The organism is Streptomyces canus, from assembly GCF_030815415.1.
Taxonomy (GTDB): Bacteria; Actinomycetota; Actinomycetes; order Streptomycetales; family Streptomycetaceae; genus Streptomyces; species Streptomyces canus_F.
Genome location: NZ_JAUSWW010000001.1, coordinates 5,632,317 through 5,655,957, shown reverse-complemented (window position 1 = coordinate 5,655,957; position 23,641 = coordinate 5,632,317). Strand labels below are relative to the sequence as shown.

Genomic DNA, 23,641 nt, shown 5'->3' with positions numbered 1-23,641 from the left:
CACGCCGTTGGCTAGGGAGTCATGAAGTACACGCAGCTCGGACGCACCGGACTCAAGGTCAGCCGACTCGTCCTCGGCACCATGAACTTCGGCCCGCAGACCGATGAAGCCGACTCCCACGCGATCATGGATTCGGCCCTCGACGCGGGCATCAACTTCTTCGACACCGCCAACGTGTACGGCTGGGGCGAGAACAAGGGCCGTACCGAGGAGATCATCGGCAACTGGTTCGCGAAGAGCCCCGCGCATCGCGACAAGACCGTCCTCGCCACCAAGGTCTACGGCAACATGGCGGGCGACGGCCCCTCCTGGCCGAACCACGACAAGCTGTCCGCCCTCAACATCCGGCGGGCGGTGGACGCGAGCCTCAAGCGGCTGCAGACCGACTACATCGACGTCTACCAGTTCCATCACGTCGACCGCGACACCCCCTTCGAGGAGATCTGGCAGGCGATCGACGTCCTCGTCCAGCAGGGCAAGATCCTCTACGTGGGGTCCAGCAACTTCCCCGGGTACAAGATCGCCCAGGCCAACGAGATCGCCGCCCGGCGCGGCGGCACCATCGGGCTCGTCAGCGAGCAGTGCCTCTACAACCTCGCCGAGCGCCGCGCCGAGATGGAGGTCGTCCCGGCCGCGCAGGAGTACGGGCTCGGCGTCATCCCGTGGTCGCCGCTGCACGGCGGGCTGCTCGGCGGTGTCATCAAGAAGGAGGTCGAGGGCGGGCGCCGGGCGAGCGGCCGGGCCGCCGACGCCCTCGCCAACACCGCCGTCCGCGCCCAGATCCAGTCGTACGAGGATCTCCTCGAGAAGCACGGTCTCGCCCCCGGCGAGGCCGCCCTGGCCTGGCTCCTCACCCGCCCCGGCGTGACCGGCCCGATCGTCGGACCGCGTACGGCCGAGCAGTTGGAGTCGGCGCTCCGGGCCGTGGAGCTGGAGCTGAGCGAGGAACTGCTGTCCGGCCTGGACGAGATCTTCCCGGGCCCGGGCCCGTCGCCTGAAGCATTCGCCTGGTAGGAGCCCCCGTCAGGGGCGCGGGGCGGAGTCGATACGCGACTCCGCCCCGCGGGCGCGGCCAGCCGCATACGGCCCGCAGCCGAAAAGCCGCGCGCAGTTCCCCTACCTGCTGCTGACCGGCCTGGCGAGATCTTCCCGGGCCCGGAGCCGTCGCCGGAGGCATTCGCCTGGTGGGCGCGTCCCGTCAGGGGCGCGGGGAACTGCGCGACCAGCCGCACTCGCCCCGCGGCCGAAAGCCGACCGCAGCTCCCCGGCCCTACCGCCCGAGCATCGATGCCAACGCCACGACGACGAACATCAGCACCAGCACAACGGCCATGATTCGGTTCCGGGTCTTCGGGTCCACCCCCCGAGCCTAACCGGCCCCGCCGAGCGCCCACCGGGCGACCACCTCGTACCGCGGCTGCTCCCCCGGCACCCCCGACTTCGGCAGGTCGCTGCGGACCAGCGCCAGCTCGCCCACAGTCCACGTACGGCTCGTGAACCCCTCGAGGGCGGAGACGTACGGCCGTACGTCCACGTCCGACCGGCTGCGCGCCAGCGTCAGGTGGGCCTTGTACCGCCGGTGCTCCCCCATCGGCACCCCCGCCTTCCGGGCCGCCGCCTCCGCACGGTCCGCCAGCAGCCGCAGCGCCGGCACATCGCCCGAGGCGCCCACCCACAGCGCCCGCCCGTGCCCGAACTGCCCGCCGCCCCGCACGGCCAGCTCGAAGGGTGCGGTGCGCGCGGCCGCCCGCTCCAGCCGCGCCGACAGTTCCGCGACGACGTCGTCCGCCACCTCGCCGTAGAACGCGAGCGTGAAGTGCCATCCCGGCCGGCCCGTCCAGCGCAGTCCGTCCGCGCCCGGGAGTCTCCTCAGCTCGTCCACTTCCGCGGCGAGTTCCCGAGCGACTTCCCGCGGGGGCAGCACGGCGGCGAAGAGTCTCATGAGGTCAGCCTGTCACCAGGCGGGGAACGCGGAGCCGGGGTGGCCCGGACAGCCGTCGGCCCGGAGGGAGGGAGCCGTATCGAGGCGCTCCGGCCCTCCGGGCCGACCGGTCGGGACTTCTTACGCGGCCGTCGCCAGCCGCTCCCGCTCCCGCTCCCGGGGGACCAGGCCCACCCGCGGGTGCCCGTGGTGCCAGCCCACCGACAGGCGCAGGTTGCCGACCCGGGCCAGGAACAGGCCGATCGTCACGGCCGCCGAGGCGGCGATCACACCGCCGGCCGCGAGGCCCGCCCGGACGCCGTACGCGTCGGTGATCCAGCCGGCGATCGGGGCGCCCAGGGGGGCGCCGCCCATGAACACCATCATGTAGAGGGACATCACCCGGCCCCGCATCGCCGGGTCGGTGCTCAGCTGGACGCTGCTGTTGGCGGTGACGTTGACCGTCATGCCGAACATGCCGATCGGGACCATGAGCAGGGCGAAGAGCCACAGGGACGGGGCGAGCGCGGCCACGATCTCCAGCGTGCCGAAGGCCACCGCACCCGCGACCAGTACCCGCATCCGGGCGGTGCCGCGCCGGGCGGCGAGCAGGGCGCCTGCGAGGGAGCCGACCGCCATCAGGGTGTTGAAGAGGCTGTAGGAGCCGGCGCCCGCGTGGAAGACGTCGTCGGCGAAGGCCGACAGGTATACCGGGAAGTTGAAGCCGAAGGTGCTGACGAACCCGACCAGGACGATGGTCCAGATCAGGTCCGGGCGGCCCGCGACGTAGTGGAGTCCCTCCCGCAGCTGGCCCTTGCCGCGCGGGGCCCGCTCGACCGCGTGCAACTCGCGCGACCGCATCAGCAGCAGTCCGGTGATGGGCGCGACGAAGGACAGGCCGTTGGCGAGGAACGCCCAGCCGGTGCCGACGCCGGTGATCATCAGGCCCGCGACGGCGGGGCCGATCAGACGGGCGGACTGGAAGTTCGCGGAGTTCAGGCTGACCGCGTTCTGCAGCTGGTCGGGTCCGACCATCTCGGAGACGAAGGTCTGGCGGGCCGGGTTGTCGACGACCGTGGCGAGACCCACGGCGAAGGCCGCCAGGTAGACGTGCCAGACCTCCACGTGCCCGGAGAGGGTCAGGAAGGCGAGGGCGAGACCGGTGACGGCCATCGCGGACTGGGTGACCAGCAGCGTCGGACGCTTGGGGAGGCGGTCGACGAGGACACCGCCGTAGAGCCCGAAGAGCAGCATCGGCAGGAACTGGAGTGCGGTGGTGACGCCGACGGCGGTCGATGAGCCGGTGAGGCTCAGGACCAGCCAGTCCTGGGCGATGCGCTGCATCCAGGTGCCGGTGTTGGAGACGACCTGGCCGGCGAAGAAGAGCCGGTAGTTCCGGCTCTTCAGGGAGCTGAACATCGAGGACTTCGAGGACCTGGCGGGATCCTCGGGGGTAGAGGTGGACGGTGCGGGGGCGGAGTCTGCTCCGGATCCCGTACTCAAAAGTGGTCGCCTCCTCAAGACGGATTACAGGTGTGCGAGCTTCTCCAGCACGGGGGCGGCGGCGCGCAGTTTGGCCCACTCGTCCTCGTCCAGGCCGTCGACCAGGGTGGCCAGGAAGGCGTTGCGCTTGGCGCGGCTCTCGGCGAGCATCGCCTCGGCCTGTTCCGTCTTCGTGACGACCTTCTGGCGGCGGTCCTCGGGGTGCGGCTCGAGCCGGACCAGTCCCTTGCCCTCGAGCAGGGCCACGATGCGGGTCATCGAGGGCGGCTGCACATGCTCCTTGCGGGCGAGTTCGCCCGGGGTGGCCTTGCCGCAGATGGAGAGGGTGCCCAGGACCGACATCTCGGTGGGGCTCAGCGACTCGTCGACCCGCTGGTGCTTGAGCCGACGGGACAGTCGCATCACGGCGGAGCGCAGGGAGTTCACGGCGGCAGCGTCGTCGCCATGTGTAAGGTCCGGCATCTCTTTAGCGTAACTCATTACTCTCGCTAAACAAGATGGCGCGCGCGAGGATTCCCGTGAGGCGGGCCACTAAAACAGGATCATCACCCGTACGAGTGAGACGGCGGCGGAATGTGAACGCCGTCCGCCGACGCCCGCGACCCTCGTGTTCATGGGGACCAGCGTGCTCAGCCTGCGGATAGACGGGGAGCTGCTCGAACGGCTCCGGGACCATGCGGCGAAAAGGGGAATGAGCGTCCAGGACTATGTCGTCCGAACGCTCATCCGGGATGACTTCGACGAGCGGTTCCAGACCGCCGTCGAGGAGACGGAGAAGTTCTACGGGGTCACGTGAGGCCCAGGGCCGGCATCAGGTAGTAGAAGGCGAAGACGGCGGCGACGACATACATCGCGGCGGGGATCTCCTTGCCCCGCCCGGCGGCCAGCCGCAGCACCACGAAGGTGATGAAGCCCATGCCGATGCCGTTGGTGATCGAGTACGTGAACGGCATCATCACCATGGTCACGAAGGCCGGGATGGCGATCGTGTAGTCCGCCCAGTCGATCTCCCTGACCGAGTTGGACAGGATCAGGAAGCCCACCGCGAGCAGCGCCGGGGTCGCCGCCTGGGACGGGACCATCGTGGCCACGGGCGTCAGGAACAGCGCCACGGTGAAGAGGCCGCCGGTGACGACGTTCGCGAATCCGGTGCGCGCGCCCTCGCCGACACCCGCCGTGGACTCCACGAAGGCGGTGGTGGCCGAGGAGGAGCTGGCACCGCCCGCGGCGACCGCGAGGCCGTCGACGAACAGGACCTTGTTGATGCCCGGCATCTGGCCCTGGGCGTCGGTCAGCTTGGCCTCGTCGCTGACGCCCATGATCGTGCCCATCGCGTCGAAGAAGCACGACAGCAGGACCGTGAAGACGAACAGGACGCCGGTCAGCACGCCGACCTTGCCGAAGCCGCCGAACAGACTGACCTTGCCCAGCAGCCCGAAGTCGGGGGTGGCGACCGGGTTGCCGGGCCACTTCGGCGTCGTCAGACCCCAGGACGGGACCTTGGCGACGGCCTCGATGATCATCGCCACGACGGTCATGGCGACGATCGAGATGAGGATCGCGCCCGAGACCTCGCGGACGATGAGCGCCAGGGTGAGCAGGGCGCCCAGGATGAAGACCAGGACCGGCCAGCCGTCGAGGTGGCCGTCGCCGCCGAGCTGGAGCGGGACGGTGGTCTGGGCGACGTCCGGGATGCGGGAGACGAAGCCGGAGTCGACGAGACCGATCAGCATGATGAACAGGCCGATACCGATGCTGATGGCCTTGCGCAGACCGAAGGGGACCGCGTTCATGACGCGCTCGCGCAGACCCGTGGCGACCAGCAGCATCACGATGAAGCCGGCGAGCACCACCATGCCCATGGCGTCCGGCCAGGACATCCGGGGCGCGAGCTGGAGCGCGACGACCGAGTTCACACCGAGGCCGGCGGCCAGCGCGATCGGGACGTTGCCGATGACGCCCATGAGGAGCGTGGTGAACGCCGCCGTCACACAGGTGGCCGTCACCAGCTGACCGTTGTCGAGCTGGTTGCCGTACATGTCCTTCGCGCTGCCCAGGATGATCGGGTTCAGCACGATGATGTAGGCCATCGCGAAGAAGGTGGCGAAACCGCCGCGGACCTCGCGGGGGAGCGTGCTGCCCCGCTCGGAGATCTTGAAGAAACGGTCGAGGGCGCCGTATGCGGGCGCACCACCCGGCTGATCGGGCGCGGGGACCTTGGCGGGGGCCGAGGTGGACATGTTTTGGTTTTTCCTACGATGAGAAGTGGTCAGAGGCAAACCGTTTCAGTATGAACATATAAGGCGCCGCTCCACCATCTCCGCGCGTAGAACTGATCGCCTCGTAAGCTGTGCTCCATGGCGAAGTGGACCCCCAAGCACGAGGCACCCGAGCCCCTGGAGGGGCCCATCGTGCCGACCATCATCGGCGGCACGATCCTCTGGTTCGTCCTCTTCCTCGTCCAGCTCCCCTTCTACGGCTGGTTCGACGACCGCGGACACGCCTGGTGGGTGTGGACCTGCCTGGCCGGCACCGGGCTGGGACTGTACGGCGTCTACTTCGTCAAGAAGCGCGACACCGCCATCAAGCGGGCGGCGGCAGCGGCCGAGGACGCCGAGACTCCTGCCGCGGAGTGAGGGGCATCCCGTACGACCACGGCACCACTCCCCCCGCCGGTCCGTCCTCCCCAGGTCGGATCTTCCGGCCACTCGGCGTGTGAAGCCGTAAATCCGCACGTACCGTCAAACGCATGACGCACATCGACGCGGGCGCCGAACTCGATCCTGTGCATCCCGTTCCCGTCCCCGCCACGCCGGCGACCGGGCTCTCCGCCGCCGAGGTGGCCGAGCGGATCGCGAGCGGTCAGGTCAACGACGTCCCGGTGCGCAACAGCCGGTCGATGGCCGACATCGTCCGCGCCAATGTCTTCACCCGGTTCAACGCGATCATCGGCGTGCTCTGGCTGGTCATGCTGTTCGTCGCGCCGTTCCAGGACAGCCTGTTCGGGTACGTGATCATCGCCAACACCGGTATCGGCATCATCCAGGAGTGGCGGGCGAAGAAGACCCTCGACTCCCTCGCGGTGATCGGCGAGGCCAGGCCGACGGTACGGCGGGACGGGGTGGCCCTGGAGGTCGGCACCTCCGACATCGTGCTGGACGACCTCATCGAGATCGGGCCCGGCGACAAGGCCGTCGTGGACGGGGTGTGCGTCGAGGCCGACGGTCTCGAGATCGACGAGTCACTGCTCACCGGCGAGGCCGACCCCGTGGTCAAGCAGCCCGGGGACAAGGTCATGTCCGGCAGCTTCGTCGTCGCGGGCGGCGGGGCGTTCCGGGCGACCAAGGTGGGGCGCGAGGCGTACGCCGCCCAACTCGCCGAGGAGGCCTCCCGGTTCACCCTCGTCCACTCCGAGCTGCGCTCCGGCATCTCCACGATCCTCAAGTACGTGACCTGGATGATGATCCCGGCCGCGACCGGCCTGGTCATCACCCAACTCGTCGTCAAGAGCAACGACCTCAAGGAGTCCATCGCCCGCACGGTCGGCGGCATCGTCCCGATGGTGCCCGAGGGGCTCGTCCTGCTGACGTCCGTCGCCTTCGCGATAGGGGTCATCCGACTTGGCCGAAAACAGTGCCTCGTCCAGGAGTTGCCGGCCATCGAGGGTCTCGCCCGCGTCGACACGGTCTGCCTCGACAAGACGGGCACGCTGACCGAGGGCGGCATGGACGTCACGGAGCTGCGGCCGCTGAACGGCAGCGACGAGTCGTATGTGCGCAAGGTGCTGGGCGCCCTCGGCGAATCGGATCCGCGGCCCAACGCGTCCCTCCAGGCGATCATCGACGCCTACCCGGACGCCGAGGACTGGCGCTGCACCGAGTCGCTGCCCTTCTCCTCCGCCCGCAAGTTCAGCGGGGCGACCCTCAGCGAGGGCAACGGGGAGTCGAGCACATGGCTGCTGGGGGCGCCCGACGTGCTGCTCGCGGCGGACGACCCCGCCCTCGCCGAGACCGAGCGGCTCAATGAGCAGGGCCTGCGGGTACTGCTCCTGACACGGGCCGTGCGGAACCTGGACGAGGCGGAGGTGGCCCAGGGCTCACGGGCCACCGCCCTCGTCGCCTTGGAGCAGCGGCTGCGGCCCGACGCTGCCGACACCCTGCGGTACTTCGCCGAGCAGAACGTGCGGGCCAAGGTCATCTCCGGCGACAACGCGGTGTCGGTGGGCGCGGTGGCCGGGAAGCTCGGGCTGACCGGGGCGACCGTCGACGCGCGCGCCCTGCCCGCCGACAAGGAGGGCATGGCGAAGGCCCTCGACGAGGGCACGGTGTTCGGGCGGGTCACCCCGCAGCAGAAGCGGGACATGGTGGGCGCGCTCCAGTCCCACGGACACACGGTCGCGATGACGGGCGACGGAGTCAATGACGTCCTCGCGCTGAAGGACGCCGACATCGGGGTGTCGATGGGCTCCGGCTCCGAGGCGACCCGGGCGGTGGCGCAGATCGTGCTGCTCAACAACAGCTTCGCGACACTGCCCTCGGTGGTCGCGGAGGGGCGCCGGGTCATCGGGAACATCACGCGGGTGGCGACGCTGTTCCTGGTGAAGACGGTGTACTCGGTACTGCTGGCGGTGCTGGTGGTGTGCTGGCGGGTGGAGTACCCCTTCCTGCCGAGGCACCTGACGCTGCTGTCCACCCTGACGATCGGTGTCCCGGCCTTCTTCCTCGCCCTCGCGCCCAACACGGAACGGGCGAAACCCCACTTCGTGCGACGGGTCATGCGGTACGCCATCCCCGGCGGGCTGCTGGCCGGGATCGCGACCTTCGTGACGTATCTGATCGCCCGTCACTACTACACGGGCAGGGACGCGCTGGACGCGGAGACGAGCGTCGCCACGCTGACCCTGTTCCTGATCTCGATGTGGGTGCTGGCGATCATCGCCCGGCCCTACACGTGGTGGCGGGTGGCGCTGGTGGCGTCGATGGGCGCGGGGTTCCTGCTGGTGCTGGTGGTGCCGTCGTTGCAGGACTTCTTCGCGCTGCGGCTGGTGGGGGTGACGATGCCGTGGATCGCGGTGGGCATCTCGGTGGTGGCGGCGGCCGTCCTGGAGTTCACATGGAGGTGGATCGACCGCCGCGTACCCGCTTAGCGCTTGGCTGGATGGGTGGGGGCTGCTGTTGTGTGCCGGGTGCGGCGCCGTTGTGGCTGGTCGCGCCCGCGCGGCGGTAGCCGCAAATGAATACAGCCCCGCGCCCCTTACGGGGCGCTCTACTGGACGTCTATGTAGTCGCCCGTTGCGCTCACTGCCGGGGTCGTCGTCGTGCCCGCGAAGCTGTAGCGGTAGTAGCCGTCGGCCGAGGCCGTGACCGTGGTGCTGAGGGTGCCGGTGGAACTGGTCTTGATGGTCTTGACCGTGGTGTAGGTGGTCGTGCCCGCCTTGCGGAACTGGAGCTTGACGTACTGGCTCGCGTAGCCCGCGTACTTGTTGGTCTCCCAGTTGGCGCGGGAGAGCTTCCCGGTGACCGTGATGGTCTTGCCCTTCTTCACCGGCTCAGGGGAGGCGTTGACGGTGAGGGTGGACTTGCGCTGGAGCTTGGTGGTGCCGAGGCCTCCCTGCCAGGTGAGCCCGCCGTTGTCGCCGGCCGCGAGGGCGCCCAGCTTCCAGCTGCCCGCCTCGGCGTTGACGAGGTCGCCCTCCTCATCGGTGGAGTCGGGACGGAACTGGATCTTCGCCGTGCACTTCAGGACCGTCGAGGAGGACGCCGTGCAGGTGCCGGGGTCGTCGCCGAGGAGGAGGTCGTCGGAGTCCAGGCCGAGGGTGTCGCCACGGTAGAGGACGGGACCGGTCTGGAAGGAGTCGGCGGCCAGGTCCGCGGGCTTGGTCACGGTGTACGTCGCGGAGACCGTGACCTGGGTCGTGGTGCCGACCACGATGTTCTTTCCGCTGTTCACCTTGAGCTCGGAGAAGGTGACGGCGGGCCCGGCGGTCGTGGCGGCCTGCGCGGCCGGCACGGCGAGGGCGGTGAGCGCCAGGGCGCCGGTCACGGCGGAGACGGCGGCCAGAGTGGCTCTGTTGCGCATGTGCGTTCCCCAGGGGGAGAAGTGATCTAGGAGTCTGTTGACTCACGCGATCAGATCCGTGACCCCTGGGAGAGGTTGTACGGGTGGGTCCGGATTTTGTCCTAGCCTGCACAATGCTTGAATCTTGGAGAGATTCCGAGGGAATCCGTTGGGCTCCGTATGACCAAGCACGAACGCCGGCCCCGGACGGCTTCCGGGACCGGCGTGTCGTAGGGGCTCTGCTTACTTCACGTCGACGAAGTCACCCGTGGCGTTGACCGCCGGGGTGGTCGTGGTGCCCGCGAAGGAGTAGCGGAAGTAGCCGTCGGCCGAGGCCTTGACCGTGGTGCTCAGGTTGCCGGTCGAGTTCGACTTGATGGTCTTGACCGTGGTGTAGGTGCTGGAGCTCTTCTTGCGGAACTGGAGCTTCACCGACTGGCTGCTGTAGCCGGCGTACTTGTCGGTGTCCCAGTTGGCGCGGGAGAGCTTGCCGGTGACCGTGATGGTCTTGCCCTTCTTCACCGGCTCCGGCGAGGCGTTGACCGTCAGCTTCGACAGGCGCTGCACCTTGGGGGCGGCGGCCTTGTCGGTGACGGCGACACCGACGTTGTCCAGGTTCGGGTTCTCCGGGTCCTCGCCGTTGAACGCGACCGCGAAGCCGGCCGCCTTCCAGGTGCCGGCGTCCGAGTTCAGCAGGCTCCACTCCGGGTCGCCCGGAGCCGGGTCGACGGCGATGGTGGCCGTGCAGGCGGCGACCGTGGCGGAGGAGTCCGTGCAGGTCGCGTCGGAGCTGTCGTACCAGAACTCGGACGTGTAGAAGTCCTCGCCCTTGTACAGCTCGACGCCGGCGAAGAAGTCCGCGGCGTCGATGTCGACGTCCGCGCCGTGGGTCAGCGTGAAGGAGACCGGCACCTTCACGACGCTGGTGGTGCCGACGACGATGTTCTTGCCCTTGTTGACCTTCACGTTGGAGAAGGAGGCGTCGAGGGCGTAGGGGGTGCCGTCCACGGCGGCGGCGAACGTGGACTTGCCCGAGGCGGCCTGGGCGACGGCGTGGACGCCGGAGGCGTCAGAGGTCCGGGACGTGTCCGCCTGCGCGGCCGGAACAGCGAGGGCGGACAGGGCCAGGGCGCCGGAGACGGCGGCCACGGTGGCGCGAATACGCATGTGTTTCCTCAAGGAAGAGAGTGTGGGAGGTACCAGGCCCCGGACACTCCGGGACCCGGTGGGATGGTGCGGGGACCGCTGCGCCTACTTCACGTCGATGAGGTCACCGGTGGCGTTGACCGCCACGGTGGTCGTCGTGCCCGCGAAGGAGTAGCGGAAGTAGCCGTCGACCGACGCCTTGACCGTGGTGCTCAGGTTGCCCGACGCGTTCGACTTGATGGTCTTGACCGTGGTGTACGTGCTGGAGCTCTTCTTACGGAACTGCAGCTTCACCGACTGACTGGCGTAGTTGACGTACTTGGGAAGCGGGTAGGCCTCCCAGTCGGCCCGGATCAGCTTGCCGGTGACCGTGATGGTCTTGCCCTTCTTCACCGGCTCCGGCGAGGCGTTCGCCGTGAGCTTGGCGGCACGCTGGAACTTGAAGGACCCGGCCTTGTCCTTCCAGACGTAGTCGTCGTCGTTGGCGTCGATCCACGCGTTGACGTACCACGTGCCGGCGCTGGCGTTGCTGAGGTAGTCCGTCTGCGAGTCCACCGTCACCGACGCGGTGCAGGTCGAGGTGGTGGCGCTGGCGGCCGTGCAGGTCGGCTTGCCGGTCGACAGGTAGCCCGTGCCGGGGCCGATCAGGTCGAACTCCTCGGCGCCGGCGATGCCCGAGTTGTCCGTGGCCGTCACGCTGACCTTGATGGTCTTCGCGGCCGAGGTGCCGACAGACACCTTGTTGTCGCCGTCGACGACAACCTTGGTGATCTTGGTGTCACCCAGGCTGCCGTCCGCCTGCGCGGCAGGCACAGCGAAGGCGGACAGGGCCAGGGCGCCGGTGACGGCAGCCCCGATGGCTCGTATACGCATGCGATCCCCGTATGGAGAAGGGCCCCGACGGTCGTCGTCCCCCACGGCGATCGCCTACACGTCGGGGCCCAAGTGATCAAGGAGTCTGTTGACTCATGTGATCAGATTCGTGACGGGAGTGAATGGTTGTACGGATGGTGAGAAATTTGTGCGAGCTTTTCAAAGATCACCCGCACAGGTCAGTCGAACCACCGGTCGCGGGCCAACTCCGCCGTCCGTGACGGGTCTTCCAGCAGCGCCGCGACCTCGAAACGACGCGGCCACTGCCCGGCCGCCCAGGCGAGACCGGCGGCCACGCCTTCGAGCGTCGAGGCGTGCAGGACACCGTCGTTGGTCAGCCGCCAGTCCAACTCCACTCCGTCCACGACGAGTTCCTCGTGCTCGACGTACGTCGTCGGCGTCCGCGACCCGAGCAGCACCCGCACCGGATCCGGTACGTCGTGTTCGGCGCCCTCGGAGTCCACCGACCCGGTGACCGACTCGCTCAGCCGCCGCACCTGGAACAGTTCCGCCAGCTCGGCGGCGCGCGCCGGACGCACCGGCAGCAGCGGCGTGCCCGCGGTGAAGGGCAGCAGGTCGGGTGAGTCGACGACCACGGCGTCGGCCGCCTCCACCACCTGGACCCGCCCGTCGACGACGGCCCGCAGCTCGTCGGGCAGGGTCACCTGTTCGGGGTCCAGGTCGGCCAACGCGCTGTAGAGGGCGTGCAGCTGGGTCCCCGTCACCTCCCGCGAGGGGTCGGCGAGGCGGTCGAGCAGCTCCGCCGCCCCGCCCGGCTCCGCCAGCAGCGCGGCCACCGATGTCCGCACGCCGAGCGCCCGCAGCACCTGCTCGTCGTCGAATCCGGCCGCGTCCGCCTCCTCGTACAGGCCTCGCAGCAGCGGGTCCCCGCCGGCCGCGAGCAGACCGGCCGGGCGGCGGCCGTCGAGCACCGGGTGCCCCCGCAACCACCATGCGGTGTAGGGCCGTACGACTTCATGGGTGCCGTCCGGCAGCAGGATCCGCACCGGCTGGGTGAGGGCGTCCCGCAGCGGCGGCCGGGCGAGCAGGGCGAGCGCCTGCGGCCAGCACTCCTCGTCCACCAGGTCCAGATCGCGTACGGCGATCAGTTCGGTGGCGACCGGCGGGACCGGCGAGTCGGGGAAGCGGTCGAGGATGTCCTCGCTCCACACGTCCACGGCGTCCAGCAAGCCCGGGTCGTCCGGCTCGGCGAAGTCCCCGTCGCGCGGCTCCAGTTCGTCCGGGTCCAGGACCACGTCGGTGGCGCGGACCAGCGCGAAGGTGGCGAGCACGCCACAGGCGGCCAGCGGCTGTTCGCCCCAGCGCTCGGCCAGCTCGGCGTCCACGGTGGCGAGTTCGCCCTCGCGCATGATCTGCGCGAACGGGCTGCCGGGGAGGACGAGTTCACCGGCGGGCGCCGGTTCGCCGTCCTCGTCGGGCAGGGCGAGCGCACCGAGCCAGGGCTCGTCGCCGGGCTCGAGGCCCGCGTCGCGGACCAGGGCGAGGACGGTGTCGGCCAGCTCCTCCGCGTCGAGGGTGTCCTCCTCCCACGCCCCGCCGTCGTCGTCGAGCGACGCGGCGACCGCGGCCCGCACCTGCGGGGTGGTCAGCACCGCACGCGGGGAGGCGGGGAGCGCGCCGAGCTTCTCCAGCAGGGGGTGCGCGGCGTCCGGGTGGGCGACCTTGAGGCCGAGCCGGGCGAGCACCTCCGGGTCGATGACGGCGCTGTCGGCGGTGGGGAGGAGGACCTGCCGGGGGCCGATGGTCGTACGGCCTCCCCCAGAGCCGAAAGCCTGGGAGGTGCCCCCAGCGAGCGGGACGGGAAGGCCGGACAGCCGGTCCGGGTCCACGCCCGCGAGGCTGTCGTACAGGCTGCGCCACCAGCCCGGCTCCTTCTCCAGCCCGGCCAGCCGGTCGACGGCGTCGGTGAGCGGGAGCCGGGCGACGCCGAGGGTGCGCAGTTCGACCCGGCGTTCGAGACCGGCGGGGAGGAGCGTGGGGAGGACCTCGGCGAGGACGCGCACGGTCTCGGCGCCGGCGCCTTCCACCACCTCCGCGTCCCTGGGGCGCAGGGCCTCGGGCAGGTCGTCGTCCTGGTCGGGGGTCAGGGCCGGCGGCAGGAAGGCGGTCCGGGGCAGCCGCTCCAGGATCGCCTGCCGCAGGGCCCCGTCCAGCTCGCCCTTGCCGAGCGGGCCGGGCACGAGGTCGATGATGCCGACGGTCACCGGCCGCCACGCGGCGAGCAGTTCGACGTACGCGTCCGCCGCGCGCTGCACCACGAAGTCGGTCAGCGGACCGGGCGCCGCGTGCCGGCGGGTGGGGTCCAGCGGGAAGGAGGCGATGAGCAGCGCGGGCACACCGAGCGGCTCGTCACTGGGCGTGGGGGCGTGCACGACAGGGGTGGTGCGGGGGCGGGCCGGCGTGCCGTCGGCGTCGGCGGGGACGGCCCAGGTGACCGACCAGTGCGGCCGCAGCCGCTCCTCGACGGGACGGTCGGCGAGGAGCTCGGCGGTCAGCGGCCCGTTCGAGGCGGCGACCCGCCACCGGGTCACGCCCTCCCGCGAGTCCTCCACGACGGTGAAGGCGTCCTCGGTGCGGCGGCGCAGGGTCCGGGTGGTGTCCGTCTCGATCACCACCTCCTCCAGCCCGGGCAGGGCGAGGAGCAGGGCGTCGTCGACGGCGTTCAGGAGGCGCTCGGCGAGGTCGCCGGCGGCCGGGTCGCGCAGGGGCAGGATGACGGCCGTGTCGTACGGGTCCGGGGCGGTGCCCTCGGCGGCGAACGGGAGACGCAGGAGCGGGATGTGACCGTCGCGCCGGCGGATCTCGTCGCCGAGTCCCGGGCTGTGGCGGGCGACGTCGGCGGCCCGCTCCCGGCCCTCGGCGAGGGACCAGCGGACGCCGCCGTGGCGGCCGACGACCGCGGGCTCGTCGGTGACGGCGAGGACGGCGGCGAAGCCGACGCCGAAACGGCCGATGGCGGCGGTGTCGCGTTTCGCGGAGGCCCGCAGGGTGGAGAGGGACTCGACGCCGGTCGCGTCCAGCGGGGCGCCGGTGTTGGCGGCGACGAGGACGCCGTCGCGGAGGGTGAGCCGGAGCCGGCCGGGCACGCCGGCCCTGGCGGCGGCGTCGGCGGCGTTCTGGGCGAGCTCGACGACCAGTCGGTCCCGGTAGCCGCCGAGGGCGAGGTCCTCCTCGGCGTTGGCGTCCTCACGGAACCGGGCGGGGCTGGTCGCCCAGGCGTCGAGCACTCCCCGCCTGAGACGGGCGGTCCCGAACGGGTCGGCTCCCTCGGCTGCGGGCCGCACGAACTTGCTCACGTTCAACACTCTCCTCGTCGGCGTGCGACGAAGGTACCGCTTGGGCAACCCAAGGGCTGACCAGAGGTAGGGCAGGAGCGCCGCCATGCCAGGCCCAGGGTCAGCCGAGCCGCACCGTCACCGTTTCTCGCGCAACGCGGACGTCATCCGCCAAGGGCACCCGTCCCGGCGGGCGCGTGGGGGCAACGCCAGATGCAGTAGCCGCAGGGCGGCGGCTCACCGGCCGTCCTGACGTCGCCGCCCGCCGACGGCTCGGGCTCCGACTGCGCGACGCCATCGCCCGGGGGCCGCTGTCCGTCGGACAGCTGGTCCTTGAATTTTCCGAGGTCGGAGCGGAGCTCTCTGAACTCGTCGACCAGCAACTCGTCGACACCCGCCTCTGCGCCCCGCTGGACGCTGGACAACGCCGGACAAGTCCTGGACAGTCGCTCTACGCAACGGAGACGTCACTGTTCACGGTAAGCGCACGCGACCACGCTGAGTGACGTGATCCCCAGCCTCAGCATCCAGCTCTCCCCCACACCCCGGGGTGCCCATCTCGCCCGTCTGCTCGCCACCGAGCAACTCCGCTCCTGGGGACTGCCGTCGGACCCGGCGGAGCAGATCGTGGCGGAGCCGGCGGCGAACGCCGTAACGCACGGCCGCGTCCCCGGCAGGGACTTCCGGCTGACGCTCTACGTCGTCGGCGGCACCCTGCGCATCGAGGTCACCGACACCCTCGCGGACCGCCCACCCCGTCCCGAACGCGCCTCCCCCGAGGCCGAGTCGGGGCGCGGGCTGACGCTCGTAGCGGCGCTGGCGTCGCGCTGGGGAGTCGCCGAGGGGCCTGCCCCGCGCAAGACGGTCTGGGCCGAAGTCGCCCTGCCCGCACCGGAGCCCGGGCCAACGGGCTCCGGTGGGCGGTACCGCGGTGACGTGGGCCCTCTTTCCCAAGAACTACTCAGGTGAAAGGACCCTCACCAAGCCCGCCCCTCCCGCCCGGAGCCCCGACTCACTCCGGCGAGTGAACATCACCAACTCGGCTGGCTTTTCGCCAGGTTGCTTGCTCTACGCTCAGCGCAACACAACCCCACACATGCTTCGGCCCTCGCCGGGACGGCAATCCCAGTGCGAGGGCCTGACCACCAAGGAAGAACAACCTTCCCGATGGATACCCAAAACCCTAGCGCGCCCTCGCGCGCCCGGTCCCGTGCGACGGGCAAAAATCACCCCCGATCCGGTGGTCTCGTCCACGAGAACACCCGCCACACCACCCGCTTCGTGGTGATCGGCAACCACCTGGCGCAGCACCCGGAGTTGTCGCTCCTCGCGATCGGACTCGGCACCCACATCCAGTCGCTGCCGCAGGACGCCCACGTGGACATCAAGTCCCTGGCGAACCGCTTCCCCGAGGGCAGGACCCGTATCGCGGCGGCCCTGAACGAGCTGGAGAGCCACGGCTATCTGCGCCGCGAGCGTCAGCGGGTCGAGAGGGGCCGCTTCGTGACGCGCACGGTCTCCTGCAACCAGCCGGGCAGGCGCCCCGGTGACGGCGAGACACACCCACCGCGGCAGCGGCAGAAGATCCAGCCGCCCCGCAAGACGCGGCTGCCGCCGGTGCCGCAGCCGTCGTACCCGACCCCGGAGCTTCTCCAACGGGCCACAGATCTCCTCGCCCGCCTCCACCGCGACGACCCGCGCCTCCTCCTGTCGGCCTGCGACACGGCCCACCTGGCGCCCGGGGTCGCCGTCTGGCTGCAATACGAGGTCCCCGCCACCCTCGTACGAGAGGCCCTGACCAAGGACCTCCCGCCCGAAGGCCTACGCCGCCCCGCGGCCCTGCTGGCCCACCGCCTGGCCGACCAGCTGCCACCCCCGCCCCCGCTCCGGCCCCCGGCGCCACCGGCCCCGGAGCCCAGACACCCCTTCCAGACCTGTGACGGCTGCGACCGTCCCTTCCGCGCCCCCGCACCCGGCCGCTGCCGCGACTGCCGAACCCGATGTCCCGGAGGCCGCCTAGCATGAAAGCGACGATCCTTGCCCCTGGGCACAGACGAGGAGCGAGCGCCATGACCATCGCACCGGACAACGCGCGACAAGGCGCTTCCCATCGATACCGCGCCATGCGGGACTTCGTTCAGTCCACGGACGACACCCTGCCCGGCAAGCTCGAAGTCACCAAGGAAGGGATCGTTCACGACATGGTGGCGCCCGTCGGTCCGCACGAGCTGACCACCGTGCACCTCCGGAGGCGCCTCGAAAAGGTGATGCCGGAAGAGATGGTGGCCCACACCGGCGAGCCCGACGTCGAGGACGAGGCCGAAGGCATCATGCGCCGCCCTGACGTGATGGTGATCGCCATGGTGGACATGGATGTCCCAGGGTCCTTCGATCCTCGATCGCTCATCGCCGCCATCGAGGTCGTCTCCCGCTCCAACCCGGACAACGACTGGGTCGCCAAGGTGCGCGACTACCCGCTGATGGGCATCCCCATCTACGCGATCTTCGACCCCCGTACCGGCACCGGCGCCATCCTCACTGACATCCATTCCACCCCTGAGGGCCCGCGCTACGCCACGCGCAAAGACTTCGTGTACGGCGAGGACGTGACCATCGACAACTGGACGATCCAGACGGACAACCTCCCGCGGTACAAGGACCAGCCAACCGACGAGTGAAGCCCGTCACACCCCTTACGAGTGGCCCAGTTCCGCCGTTTCCTCGTCCGGGATCGCCGGGACCGAGCCGGAGTCCGGTGCCGGGCGCAGGGGGAAGGGGTCGACCTTGGTCTCGTCGATCACCGGGGCCGCCGGGCGCGGGGGCTTCGGCATGATCGCCGCCTCGGAGTGGCCGCCGCAGCCGTACGACAGGGAGACCACGCGGCCGTCCGCCGGGGCGAACTCGTTGGCGCAGACGCCGAAGGCCTGGCCGAGGGAGCCGCCGATCGGCTGGAGGAAGCCGCAGCTGACGCAGGTCGCGGGGGCCGCCTGTGCCATCGGGGTCTTGGCGCCGTAGGACTCGTCCCAGCGGTCCGCGGCGATGTGCAGGCCGTAGCGGGACAGGACCCGGGCCCGGCGCATGCCCAGTTCCTCGGCGACCGAGGCGATCGAACCCCGGGTCGGTGCCATGGGGAGGCTCGACGGCGTGCCGGCCGTGACCTCCGCGTCCTCCGCCTCCACCAGCTCGGCCATCTCCTCGGAGACGGCGGAACTCGGGACCGGCTCGTCCTCGCCGGAGTAGCCGGGTTCCAGGCGGAGGTCCTCGGCGTCGGTGGGGAGCAGGTCGCCGGGGCCCATGTCGCCCGGGCGCAGGCGCTCGCTCCACGGCACCCACTCGGGGGCCAGCAGGGCGTCCGGGCCCGGCAACAGCACGACTTCGTCGAGCGTCACGATCTTCGCGCGGGATGCCCGCGCCACCGTGACGGCCCAGCGCCAGCCCCGGTAGCCGAGTTCCTTGCACTCGAAGAAGTGCGTGACGACACGGTCGCCCTCGGACTCGAGTCCGGCGTGCTCACCGACGACGCCTGGCGCCGCCGCCTCCTCGGCTGCGGTGCGTGCGAGGTCGACGGCCTCGGCGCACAGGCGGTCGGGGGTGCGGCTTCGCGTGGTCGCTGCGCTCACAGGTATCGCTTCTCTCCTACGCCGTCACTGTAGGTGCGTACGCCGGGGGCGAGGGTGGCGGACGGAGCGGACCCGGGGACCGCGTCAACGTCCGCGCCCGCTCACGCTCGGGCGCACCTGTGCCATCCATTGTGCAAGATGGCTGAGATACGCACGCTACCTGCTCGCGTGCGCTCGGCCTACACCGACGGGACGTTTGGCACCCCCGCACCGGTCTCGGTATGGCCACGGCAAGTCCGTGAATGCGCGGCCATACGCGCGGTAACCGCACTACGAACGCCTCAGTCGGGGCACTATGACGTCGTGGCAGCCGCGAAGACACCCCAAGGAGCCACCGGGATCGGTGGGGCCAAAGGGATCAAGGGGAGCAGCCGACGCAACGGCACGGGCCGGGTGCGCGGCTCCTTCCGCTCGGTCGGACGCGCCCTGCACTTCCCGGTCACCGGACCCGCCCGGGGCATCCGCAAGGCCACGCACGCCCACGGGGCCGGGGAGTCCGGTCTGGGCAAGCTGATCGAGCTGCACGGTGTGAACGGCGCGGGCGATGTGATGATCACGGTCGCGCTCGCCTCCACGGTCTTCTTCTCGGTTCCCACGGACGAGGCCCGCGGGCGTGTCGCGCTCTACCTCGCGATCACCATGGCGCCCTTCACTGTCCTCGCCCCGGTGATCGGCCCGCTCCTGGACCGCCTGCCGCACGGCCGCCGCGCCGCGATGGCCGGCGCGATGCTCGCCCGGGCCCTGCTGGCGCTGGTGCTGTCCGGGGCGGTCGTCACCGGCAGCATCGAGATGTATCCGGCGGCGCTCGGGGTCCTCGTGTCCTCCAAGGCGTACGGCGTGGTCAGAAGTGCCGTGGTGCCCCGCCTCCTGCCACCCGGCTTCTCCCTGGTGAAGGCCAATTCCCGGGTCACCCTCGGCGGGCTCCTCGCGACCGGCATCGCCGCGCCGATCGCCGCGGGACTGCAGTCGCTGGGCCCGCGCTGGCCTCTCTACGGCGCCTTCGTGATCTTCATCGCGGGGACGTTCCTGTCCTTCACCCTGCCGCCGAAGGTCGACTCGGCCAAGGGCGAGGACATCGCCCTGCTCGCCGCCGACGAGGACCACCTCCACGGGCCGCACCGGCAGCCGGTCAAGCGTCCCGGGCTGCGCACGGTCGGCATCGCCGTCACCCACGCCCTGGGCGCCAACGCCGGTCTGCGCTTCCTGTCCGGGTTCCTGACCTTCTTCCTGGCGTTCCTGCTGCGCGAGCACCCGCTGTCCGGGGAGAGCGCCGCGGTGTCGCTGGGCATCGTGGTCGTGTCGGCCGGTGTGGGCAACGCGCTCGGCACGGCGGTGGGGGCGGCGCTGCGCCAGCGGGCTCCGGAGATCATCATCGTGACGGTCGTCGCGTTCGTCCTGGGTGTCGCGATCACCGCCGCGATCTTCTTCGGGGCGTTCCTGGTCGCGGTCCTCGCCGCGGTCGCCGGGTTCGCGCAGGCGCTGTCCAAGCTGTGCCTGGACGCGCTGATCCAGCGGGACGTGCCCGAGCAGGTCCGTACATCGGCCTTCGCGCGCTCGGAGACCCTGCTCCAGGTGTCCTGGGTGTTCGGCGGCGCCGTCGGCATCGTGATGCCCCTGAACGGCTCCCTGGGCCTGTCGGTGGCCGCCGCGATCGTCGCCGTGGGCTGGCTGGCGACGGTGAAGGGCCTGCTGCGCTCGGCCCGCCACGGCAGCGCTCCCCGCACGCGCGTGGCCTAACGCACGGCACGCCGCACCCCGCGTAACGGGACGGCTGGTACCGCCCTATAGCCTTCCGCCATGACCACGATGCAATCCGCTGTGCGACGCCGCCGCGTTGTCGCCGCCGCCGGCGCCGTTTCCGCCGGACTGCTCGTCCTGTCGGCGTGCGACAAGCCGACGCCGCGCGCCACCGTCACGGTCGGCAAGAACTCGGTGAGCGCCGAGGCCGAGTGCTGGGAGGACGGCGACAACCTGGGCCAGGAGAAGGCCACCAAGTGCGCCCTGAAGAAGGCGTCCGACTCGATCGACGTCCCGCAGAGCGAGACCCTGCGCATCGGTGTCGACCCGGAGATCGCGGACACCGGCTGGGCGCTGTGGATCAACGGCCAGCAGGTCACCGACGTCTACACGTCGACGTACTACTCCTTCCAGGGCGTCGACCTCTTCGCCAGCCAGCAGGGTCAGGCCGCGCCGAAGCAGCTGTACATCAGCGTCGTCCAGCAGGACAAGCCCGGGTCCGCGGGAGCCAGCAAGGACTTCAAGGGCGTCTGGAACTTCAAGCTCGTCAACGACAACGCGTAAGCGCTACGACGTCGATGCGCATCCTGGTGGCCACCGCGGTCCCGGTCGAACGGGACGCGGTGGCCCGGGCGTTTGAGGGGGCGCCGGTCGACGTCGTCGCCGTCGGGGTCGGTCCCGCCCGCGCCGCCGCCGCCACGGCCACCGCACTGGCAGGCACCCCCTACGGCCTCGTCGTCTCCGCCGGGATCGCCGGCGGTTTCCCACCGGAGGCCCCCGTGGGCTCTCTCGTCGTCGCCGACGAGATCACCGCGGCCGATCTGGGCGCCGAGACCGCCGAGGGCTTTGTGCCGGTGACCGAGCTGGGGTTCGGGACCGTCACCCACCGTCCCCCGGAAGCACTCGTACGGGACGCCGTGGCCGCCACCGGAGCCCGCCGCGGCGCCGTGCTCACCGTCTCCACCGTGACCGGCACCGCCGCCCGCGCGGCCGCGCTCCGCGAGCGGCACCCCACCGCCCTCGCCGAGGCCATGGAGGGGTTCGGGGTCGCCGAGGCCGCCGCCCTGCACGGGGTGCCGGTGCTGGAGGTGCGGGCCGTGTCCAATCCGGTGGGGCCCCGTGACCGTGCCGCCTGGCGGATTCCGGACGCCCTCGCCGCGCTGACCGACGGCTTCGGGAAGCTCGCGCCCGTACTGGAGAGTTGGAACCGACATGACCGGTGACCCGATGCAGATCGCGTACTCCCCCTGCCCCAACGACACCTTCGTCTTCGACGCCCTCGCCCACGGCCGCGTCCCCGGCGCGCCCGCGCTCGACGTGACGTTCGCGGACATCGACATCACCAACGGCATGGCCGAACGCGGTGAGTTCGACGTGCTGAAGGTGTCCTACGCCGTACTGCCGTACGTCCTCGACGAGTACGCGCTGCTGCCGTGCGGCGGCGCGCTGGGGCGGGGCTGCGGGCCGCTGGTGCTGACCCGTGGACCGGGGGATCTGACGGGCCGTACCGTCGCCGTGCCCAGCGAGCGGTCGACGGCGTATCTGCTGTTCCGGTTGTGGGCCGCGGACACGATCCCCGGCGGTGTCGGCGAGATCGTCGTCATGCCGTTCCACGAGATCATGCCCGCCGTGCGGGACGGGAAGGTCGACGCGGGGCTCGTCATCCACGAGGCGCGCTTCACGTACCAGAACTACGGGTTGCACAAGCTCGCGGACATGGGCGAGCACTGGGAGAACACCACCGGGCTGCCGATCCCGCTGGGCGCCATCATCGCCAAGCGGTCGCTGGGCGCGCGGACGCTGACGAACCTGGCCGATTCCATTCGTACATCGGTGCGCGCCGCCTGGGACGACCCCGAGATCTCCCGCCCGTACGTCATGGAGCACGCCCAGGAGATGGATCCTGCCGTCGCCGACCAGCACATCGGGCTGTACGTCAACGAGTTCACCCATGATCTCGGCGTCGACGGCTATGCGGCGGTGCGGGGGCTCCTCACACGTGCGGCGGCCGAGGGGCTGGTGCCGCCCCTCGGCCCGAATGCACTGGCTTTCCCCTAGAAATCCAGCAGTTCTATACGTCGAGCTGGTCGGCGACCGCCCGCAGCAGGCCCGCGATCTTCCCGCCGGCGGCCTTGTCGGGGTAACGGCCCCTTTCGAGCATCGGCGTGATGTTCTCGAGAAGGGTCGTCAGATCCTGGACGATGGAGGCCAGCTCGTCCGGCTTCTTACGGGTCGCCGCCGCGACCGACGGGGTCGGATCGAGGACGACCACGGAAAGGGCCTGGTCACCGCGCTGCCCGGCGACGACCCCGAACTCCACTCGCTGGCCCGGCTTCAGGGCCTCGACTCCGGCGGGGAGGACCGAGGAATGGACGAAGACGTCACCGCCGTCGTCGCGGGAGAGAAAGCCGAAGCCCTTCTCGCTGTTGAACCACTTGACCTTGCCGGTAGGCACGTCTGTTCCTCGTCCTCGTACTCGTCGGAAAACTGCTTCTGAAACGGCTCTTGATAGCACTGGGGCGGGTCGTCGGGACCCGCCGGTACCAAGGCTAATGGTCTTCAGGCCGGTGACAAGACGTCGCCCGGTTGTTCCTTCGGGCAGGGAACTACCCTGGTCCGGTGCGTGACAAAACCCAAACGAATTCCGCGGCGCCCGGTGACCGACTGATCCGTGCCGGAGCCATCGTGTTCTTCATCGGTACGGTGGCCACACTCGTCACCGTGGCCCCGCTGCTCCTCGGAACGACGCCCTTTCCGACGTACATGTTCGGACTGAGCATGCTGATGGGCGTCGGCTTCCTGCTCGCCGGCGCGGGCGTGCTCCAGTCGATCGCGGCGGGGCGGCGTCAGGCGCGGGCCGGACGGTAGCCGGCGAGCCAGTCCGGGAACCCGGTGAGGTCGGCGAGGACCACGTCCGCACCGGCCGCGGTCAACTCCGCCGCGCTGCACGGGCCGGTGGCCACGGCGACCGAGAGCGCCTCGGCGGTCCGGGCGCCGCGTACGTCCCCGAGGTGGTCGCCGACGTAGACGCTCGCGCCGTGCTCGCGCAGCGCCACCGCCTTCTGCTCGGCCCACAGATCGCCGATCACCGCGTCGGGGGCGAGGCCGAGATGCTCCACGTGCAGCTTGGCGCTGGGCTCGTACTTCGCGGTCACGACGATCGCCCGCCCACCGGCCGCCCGCACGGCGGCGATCGCCTCACGGGCGCCGGCCATGGCGGGCGACGCGGCGATCGCGATGGCCGGGTACAGCGACCGGTAGAGGTCGGCCATGGCCGGGATCTCGTCCGCCGGGAACCAGTGGGCCAGCTCCTCCGCCAGCGGGGGCCCGAGCCGGGTGACCGCGAGGTCGGCGTCGATGTACGTCCCGGTCCGTTCGGACAGCTCCAGGTAGCAGGCGCGGATGCCGGGGCGGGAGTCTATGAGGGTCATGTCGAGGTCGAAGCCGACGGTCGGGGCGGAGATGGGTGCAGTGGCCATATGGGCCAT

General features: G+C 70.6%; 24 protein-coding genes. 12 read left to right on the top strand and 12 right to left on the bottom strand.

The genetic code is table 11. The features are described from left to right. Window positions 1-21: 21 nt before the first annotated feature. On the top strand, window positions 22-1,014 hold the full coding sequence (locus QF037_RS26310) for an aldo/keto reductase (protein ID WP_307029224.1): 993 nt from the start codon (window positions 22-24) through the stop codon (window positions 1,012-1,014). Window positions 1,015-1,369: 355 nt separating this feature from the next. On the opposite strand, the gene thpR is transcribed toward QF037_RS26310, so the two are convergent. From thpR to QF037_RS26295, 3 genes are all read right to left on the bottom strand, one after another. Beyond that, window positions 1,370-1,942 (bottom strand): RNA 2',3'-cyclic phosphodiesterase, encoded by a 573-nt coding sequence (gene thpR, locus QF037_RS26305; RefSeq protein ID WP_307029223.1) that lies wholly within the window; start codon window positions 1,940-1,942, stop codon window positions 1,370-1,372. A 120-nt stretch (window positions 1,943-2,062) separates the two neighbouring features. Beyond that, the gene (locus QF037_RS26300) at window positions 2,063-3,424 is read right to left on the bottom strand and encodes an MFS transporter (RefSeq protein ID WP_307029221.1); all 1,362 of its coding nucleotides are present in this window, start codon (window positions 3,422-3,424) and stop codon (window positions 2,063-2,065) included. A 24-nt stretch (window positions 3,425-3,448) separates the two neighbouring features. Further along, window positions 3,449-3,886, bottom strand: a complete 438-nt coding sequence (locus QF037_RS26295) for a MarR family winged helix-turn-helix transcriptional regulator (RefSeq protein WP_046259087.1) — start codon at window positions 3,884-3,886, stop codon at window positions 3,449-3,451. 145 nt (window positions 3,887-4,031) lie between these two features. On the opposite strand from QF037_RS26295, the gene QF037_RS26290 reads away from it, so the two are divergent. Beyond that, on the top strand, window positions 4,032-4,220 hold the full coding sequence (locus tag QF037_RS26290; protein ID WP_046259088.1) for a hypothetical protein: 189 nt from the start codon (window positions 4,032-4,034) through the stop codon (window positions 4,218-4,220). Here the strand turns inward: QF037_RS26290 and QF037_RS26285 are convergent. Continuing rightward, on the bottom strand, window positions 4,213-5,664 hold the full coding sequence (locus tag QF037_RS26285; protein ID WP_307029219.1) for an NCS2 family permease: 1,452 nt from the start codon (window positions 5,662-5,664) through the stop codon (window positions 4,213-4,215). The two genes, QF037_RS26290 and QF037_RS26285, sit on opposite strands and share 8 nt — an antisense overlap. A 117-nt stretch (window positions 5,665-5,781) precedes the next feature. Between QF037_RS26285 and QF037_RS26280 the strand changes: the two genes are divergently transcribed. Both QF037_RS26280 and QF037_RS26275 read left to right on the top strand, forming a co-directional pair. Further along, on the top strand, window positions 5,782-6,060 hold the full coding sequence (locus QF037_RS26280; RefSeq protein WP_307029218.1) for a DUF2530 domain-containing protein: 279 nt from the start codon (window positions 5,782-5,784) through the stop codon (window positions 6,058-6,060). A gap of 113 nt (window positions 6,061-6,173) precedes the next feature. Further along, window positions 6,174-8,570 (top strand): cation-translocating P-type ATPase, encoded by a 2,397-nt coding sequence (locus tag QF037_RS26275; RefSeq protein ID WP_307029216.1) that lies wholly within the window; start codon window positions 6,174-6,176, stop codon window positions 8,568-8,570. Window positions 8,571-8,689: 119 nt separating this feature from the next. Here QF037_RS26275 and QF037_RS26270 read toward each other — a convergent pair whose 3' ends face one another. The 5 genes from QF037_RS26270 to QF037_RS26250 all read right to left on the bottom strand — a co-directional run bounded on the left by QF037_RS26270 (window position 8,690) and on the right by QF037_RS26250 (window position 15,221). Beyond that, on the bottom strand, window positions 8,690-9,502 hold the full coding sequence (locus QF037_RS26270; protein ID WP_307029214.1) for a hypothetical protein: 813 nt from the start codon (window positions 9,500-9,502) through the stop codon (window positions 8,690-8,692). Between the two features lie 222 nt (window positions 9,503-9,724). Beyond that, a complete protein-coding gene (locus tag QF037_RS26265) occupies window positions 9,725-10,648 on the bottom strand; it encodes a hypothetical protein (RefSeq protein ID WP_307029212.1) in 924 nt (307 codons plus the stop codon). An 84-nt stretch (window positions 10,649-10,732) separates the two neighbouring features. Next, complete coding sequence (locus QF037_RS26260; RefSeq protein ID WP_307029210.1) at window positions 10,733-11,500, bottom strand: calcium-binding protein; 768 nt, start codon at window positions 11,498-11,500, stop codon at window positions 10,733-10,735. Between the two features lie 179 nt (window positions 11,501-11,679). Beyond that, window positions 11,680-14,817: a sacsin N-terminal ATP-binding-like domain-containing protein gene (locus QF037_RS26255; RefSeq protein ID WP_307029208.1), complete on the bottom strand. Its 3,138-nt coding sequence runs from the start codon at window positions 14,815-14,817 to the stop codon at window positions 11,680-11,682. A gap of 143 nt (window positions 14,818-14,960) precedes the next feature. Continuing rightward, entirely contained in the window at window positions 14,961-15,221 is a 261-nt protein-coding gene (locus QF037_RS26250) for a hypothetical protein (RefSeq protein WP_307029206.1), read from the bottom strand. Between the two features lie 82 nt (window positions 15,222-15,303). On the opposite strand from QF037_RS26250, the gene QF037_RS26245 reads away from it, so the two are divergent. The 3 genes from QF037_RS26245 to QF037_RS26235 all read left to right on the top strand — a co-directional run bounded on the left by QF037_RS26245 (window position 15,304) and on the right by QF037_RS26235 (window position 17,474). After that, window positions 15,304-15,765 carry an ATP-binding protein gene (locus QF037_RS26245; RefSeq protein WP_373463819.1) on the top strand — a complete coding sequence of 154 codons (462 nt, stop codon included), beginning with the start codon at window positions 15,304-15,306 and terminating at the stop codon, window positions 15,763-15,765. Between the two features lie 198 nt (window positions 15,766-15,963). Further along, on the top strand, window positions 15,964-16,821 hold the full coding sequence (locus QF037_RS26240) for a helix-turn-helix domain-containing protein (RefSeq protein WP_307029204.1): 858 nt from the start codon (window positions 15,964-15,966) through the stop codon (window positions 16,819-16,821). 44 nt (window positions 16,822-16,865) lie between these two features. Beyond that, window positions 16,866-17,474, top strand: a complete 609-nt coding sequence (locus QF037_RS26235; protein ID WP_307029202.1) for a Uma2 family endonuclease — start codon at window positions 16,866-16,868, stop codon at window positions 17,472-17,474. A gap of 15 nt (window positions 17,475-17,489) precedes the next feature. On the opposite strand, the gene QF037_RS26230 is transcribed toward QF037_RS26235, so the two are convergent. Then, window positions 17,490-18,416 (bottom strand): DUF3027 domain-containing protein, encoded by a 927-nt coding sequence (locus QF037_RS26230; protein ID WP_307029200.1) that lies wholly within the window; start codon window positions 18,414-18,416, stop codon window positions 17,490-17,492. Window positions 18,417-18,719: 303 nt separating this feature from the next. On the opposite strand from QF037_RS26230, the gene QF037_RS26225 reads away from it, so the two are divergent. From QF037_RS26225 to QF037_RS26210, 4 genes are read left to right on the top strand one after another with little or no spacing between them, the layout of a single operon-like run. Then, window positions 18,720-20,153, top strand: a complete 1,434-nt coding sequence (locus QF037_RS26225) for an MFS transporter (RefSeq protein WP_307029198.1) — start codon at window positions 18,720-18,722, stop codon at window positions 20,151-20,153. Window positions 20,154-20,213: 60 nt separating this feature from the next. Next, window positions 20,214-20,717, top strand: coding sequence for a hypothetical protein (locus tag QF037_RS26220; protein WP_307029197.1), 504 nt, complete (start codon window positions 20,214-20,216; stop codon window positions 20,715-20,717). A gap of 14 nt (window positions 20,718-20,731) precedes the next feature. Further along, on the top strand, window positions 20,732-21,376 hold the full coding sequence (locus QF037_RS26215; RefSeq protein ID WP_307029195.1) for a futalosine hydrolase: 645 nt from the start codon (window positions 20,732-20,734) through the stop codon (window positions 21,374-21,376). Continuing rightward, window positions 21,366-22,211, top strand: a complete 846-nt coding sequence (locus QF037_RS26210) for a 1,4-dihydroxy-6-naphthoate synthase (RefSeq protein WP_307029193.1) — start codon at window positions 21,366-21,368, stop codon at window positions 22,209-22,211. The genes QF037_RS26215 and QF037_RS26210 overlap by 11 nt, the downstream gene beginning before the upstream one ends. Window positions 22,212-22,224: 13 nt before the next feature. On the opposite strand, the gene QF037_RS26205 is transcribed toward QF037_RS26210, so the two are convergent. Continuing rightward, a complete protein-coding gene (locus QF037_RS26205) occupies window positions 22,225-22,608 on the bottom strand; it encodes a cold-shock protein (protein WP_046259101.1) in 384 nt (127 codons plus the stop codon). A gap of 164 nt (window positions 22,609-22,772) precedes the next feature. On the opposite strand from QF037_RS26205, the gene QF037_RS26200 reads away from it, so the two are divergent. Further along, window positions 22,773-23,021 (top strand): hypothetical protein, encoded by a 249-nt coding sequence (locus QF037_RS26200; protein ID WP_307029191.1) that lies wholly within the window; start codon window positions 22,773-22,775, stop codon window positions 23,019-23,021. On the opposite strand, the gene QF037_RS26195 is transcribed toward QF037_RS26200, so the two are convergent. Next, entirely contained in the window at window positions 23,000-23,641 is a 642-nt protein-coding gene (locus tag QF037_RS26195; RefSeq protein ID WP_307029189.1) for an HAD family hydrolase, read from the bottom strand. The two genes, QF037_RS26200 and QF037_RS26195, sit on opposite strands and share 22 nt — an antisense overlap.